Below are 3451 nucleotides of genomic sequence, written 5' to 3'. Positions count from 1 at the left end.
TTCCAGGCCGACCGTGACGGAGGCGACGCCGCCGCCCAGCACCGCCTCGCCCTTCCTGCCGGAATTCTGCACCAACGGCATCAACTGATTGACCCGGTCATAAGCGAGGCTCTCGAAGGCCGAACGCTTCGGCACGCGCTCATGCAGGCAAAGCCGCGCCAGATCCTCGCGCATGGCCCGCACGATGCGGTCGGCCGCGAGCCACGGATCCGCCGGCAACACGACGATGAAGACGCCGATCGCCAGCAGGATGCCGACCAGGATCGATGCCGAGCCGGCGAAGAAGGGGCCGGGATCATAGGTCATCGCCTGATGCGGGCTGAGGAAAGCCAGGAAATTGATGGCGAAGGCCGTCGCCACGCCGACATAGCGCGGATTGGCCATGGCGAGTGCCGCCGGCACCATGATGGGCACCACGAACAGCATGAACCACCCGAAGCCGGGCAGGGCGGGAAGCGCGATCTGGCCGACGAGAAAGGCGAACGGCAAAGCGAGCAGCGTTCCCTTGAAGAAACCCCATGATACCTGCACGGGATCGGGGCGAGCGGCAAACAGGCTCGACACGACGGCAACCAGGATGACGGTGCCGGCCGCCTCCGACCACTTCGTCGTCAGCCAGAAAGCCGCGACCAACAGCGTGGCAACGGCCGCGCGGATGGCGTTGCGTGCGGCACCGGGATAGTCGCGATGCACCACCAGGGCCGGCTGCTGGCTGCCAGGACCTGGTCGGCGGGTCACCGGCGCGCGCAGCGCGTCCAGGCCACGAAGCACCTGTTTCAGCGCCTCGGCGAAATCGGCCGCTATGGTGAGGCGGGTGATGGTTCCGACCCTGTCCTCACCCTGATCGACCGAGGCATCGGGCATTTGCCGGGCCTTGGTTGAGATCGCGTCGAGCCGCGCCAACCAGGGCGAGGTATCGTCCAGCGCTCCCGGCTTGGTTGCCAGTTCGCCTACAAGGGCTTGCAGTTCCGAGCGCACCGGGATGAGGGCCGCGTTTTTCGGAGCGGCATGCGAATAGAGCGCGCGCGCCGCCGAAAGAGCCGAGAGCAGTTGTCCGATCGTGCGTCGCACCGGATGCGCGCGCGGTGCGAAGCTCGGCGCTTCGAGCCTGGCATAGGCGCGCATCTCGCCAAGCGTCTGGGTGTCGGCGACAAGCTTCCGGTGCAGGCCGATCAGCGTTGCCCGATCCCCGCCGGAAAACGCTCCGCCGGCGTAAGTGGCGAGGTCGAGAATGCAGCGTTTCAGCCGCGAGATGATGGCGTCGCTGGCCAGTTTGGGCAGGATCAGCCGGCTGGTGAGGCCGGCGCAGACGATGCCGAGCACGATCTCGGCACAACGCGCGACCGCTAGGTCAACGACCAGATGCGGTTGTCCGAAAGCGGGAAGGCCGATGATCATGGCGGTGTAGCCGGCAAGGGCGGCGCCATAGGCTTCGGGATTGCGCAGCAGCGACGAGACGAAGGTGCAGATGCCAATCCAGACGGCAAGTACCGTCACCAGAATCCAGGGGCCGGCGCCGAACGCCGTGGTGATGCCGATTGCCGCGACACCCCCGGCAAGCGTGCCGAGCAGCCGGTAGAAGCCTTTCGCCAGCACCATGCCGGCAACCGGCTGGGCGACGATGAACACCGTCATCATCGCCCATTGCGGATGGTCGAGCTTCAGCGCATAGGCGGCGAGAAGCGCGATCATGCCAGCCGAAACGGTGCGCAGGGCAAAGATCCAGTCCGATCGCGTCGGTTGCGTCAGGCCGGCCAGGCTCGTCTCGAAATAGGTTTTCAGCCGCGCCCAGGTCACATGCCGGTCTCCATGTCAGGGGGCGCAAGCTAAACTCGCCAGCGGCTAGATATCCAGCACTTCCGTCTCGGCGAATTCGGCGCGTTCCTGGATGAAGCGGAAGCGGGCTTCGGGCTTGGTGCCCATCAGTGCATCGACCGCATCCTTGGTCGCCGCCTCGGCGTCGATCACGTCGACCCTGAGCAGCGTGCGCTTCCTGGGATCCATGGTGGTCTCCTTGAGCTGCGAGGCCATCATTTCGCCCAGGCCCTTGAATCGGCCGAGCTCGACCTTGCCGCGCCCGGTGAATTCGGTGCGCAGAAGCTCGTCCTTGTGGGCGTCGTCGCGGGCATAGGCGACCTTGCCGCCTTGCCTGATCGAGTAAAGCGGCGGCACCGCCAGATAGAGATGGCCGCCGCGTACCAGCGCCGGCATCTCCTGGTAGAAAAAGGTGATCAGCAGCGAAGCAATGTGGGCGCCGTCGACGTCGGCGTCGGTCATGATGATCACGCGGTCGTAGCGCAAATCCTCGTCGCGATACTTTGACCGCGTGCCGCAGCCAAGCGCCTGGATCAGGTCCGATATCTGCTGGTTGGCGGCCAGCTTGTCATTGCCGGCGCTGGCGACGTTGAGGATTTTTCCGCGCAGCGGCAAGACGGCCTGGCTGGCACGGTCGCGCGCCTGCTTGGCGGAGCCGCCGGCGGAATCGCCTTCGACGATGAAGAGTTCGGCACCTGCCGCCGCGTTCTGTGTGCAGTCGGCGAGCTTGCCCGGCAAGCGCAGCTTGCGCACCGCACTCTTGCGCGACACCTCTTTTTCCTGGCGGCGGCGCACCCGTTCGTCAGCGCGCGCGATCACCCAGTCGAGCAGTTTCGAGGCTTCTTGCGGATTGTCGGCCAGCCAATGGTCGAACGGGTCGCGTATCGCGGTCTCGACGATGCGTATCGCTTCGATCGTCGCCAGCCTGTCCTTGGTCTGGCCGACGAATTCCGGCTCGCGGATGAACACCGACAGCATGCCGGCGGCCGAGATCATGACGTCTTCCGACGTGACGATCGAGGCGCGCTTGTTGCCGACGAGGTCGGCATAGGCCCGCAGGCCGCGCGTCAGGACGTTGCGGAAGCCGGCCTCGTGCGTGCCGCCTTCACCGGTCGGAATGGTGTTGCAGTAGGAATTGATGAAGCCGTCGCCGCCGAACCAGGTCACTGCCCACTCGAGCGAGCCATGGCCGCCTTGCCTGTCGCTCTTGCCGGCGAAGATTTCGCGCGTCACCTGGAATTCGTCGCCGAGCGACGCTTTCAGATAATCCTTGAGGCCGCCGGGAAAATGGAATTCCGCCTTGGCCGGCGTCTGATCCTTTTCCTTGATGAGGGATGGATCGCAGGTCCAGCGGATTTCGACGCCGCCGAACAGATAGGCCTTGGAGCGCGTCATGCGGTAGAGCCGCGCCGGCTCGAAGGCCGCGCCCTTGCCGAAGATCTGCTCGTCGGGATGGAAACGCGTCCTGGTGCCGCGGCGGTTGTGCACCTCACCGAGGTGCTCCAGACCGCTTACCGGAATGCCACGTGAAAACCGTTGGCGATAAAGCTGGCGCCCGCGCGCGACTTCGACCTCGAGATGGTCCGACAGGGCGTTGACGACGGAAACGCCGACGCCGTGCAGGCCGCCGGAGGCC

General features: G+C 65.6%; 2 protein-coding genes. Both read right to left on the bottom strand.

What is annotated here, in order from left to right; all coding sequences use genetic code 11:
- On the bottom strand, positions 1-1797 hold a 1797-nt coding region (locus EOA36_RS31010; protein WP_145969395.1), incomplete at its 3' end, for an FUSC family protein.
- A gap of 45 nt (positions 1798-1842) precedes the next feature.
- Positions 1843-3451: DNA topoisomerase IV subunit B (locus EOA36_RS31005; protein WP_145969394.1), on the bottom strand; the 1609-nt coding region annotated here is incomplete at its 5' end.

The organism is Mesorhizobium sp. M8A.F.Ca.ET.021.01.1.1 (assembly GCF_003998025.1).
GTDB lineage: Bacteria > Pseudomonadota > Alphaproteobacteria > Rhizobiales > Rhizobiaceae > Mesorhizobium.
The sequence above is the reverse complement of the archived record's forward strand: the minus strand, read 5'-3'. Positions and strand labels throughout refer to the sequence as shown.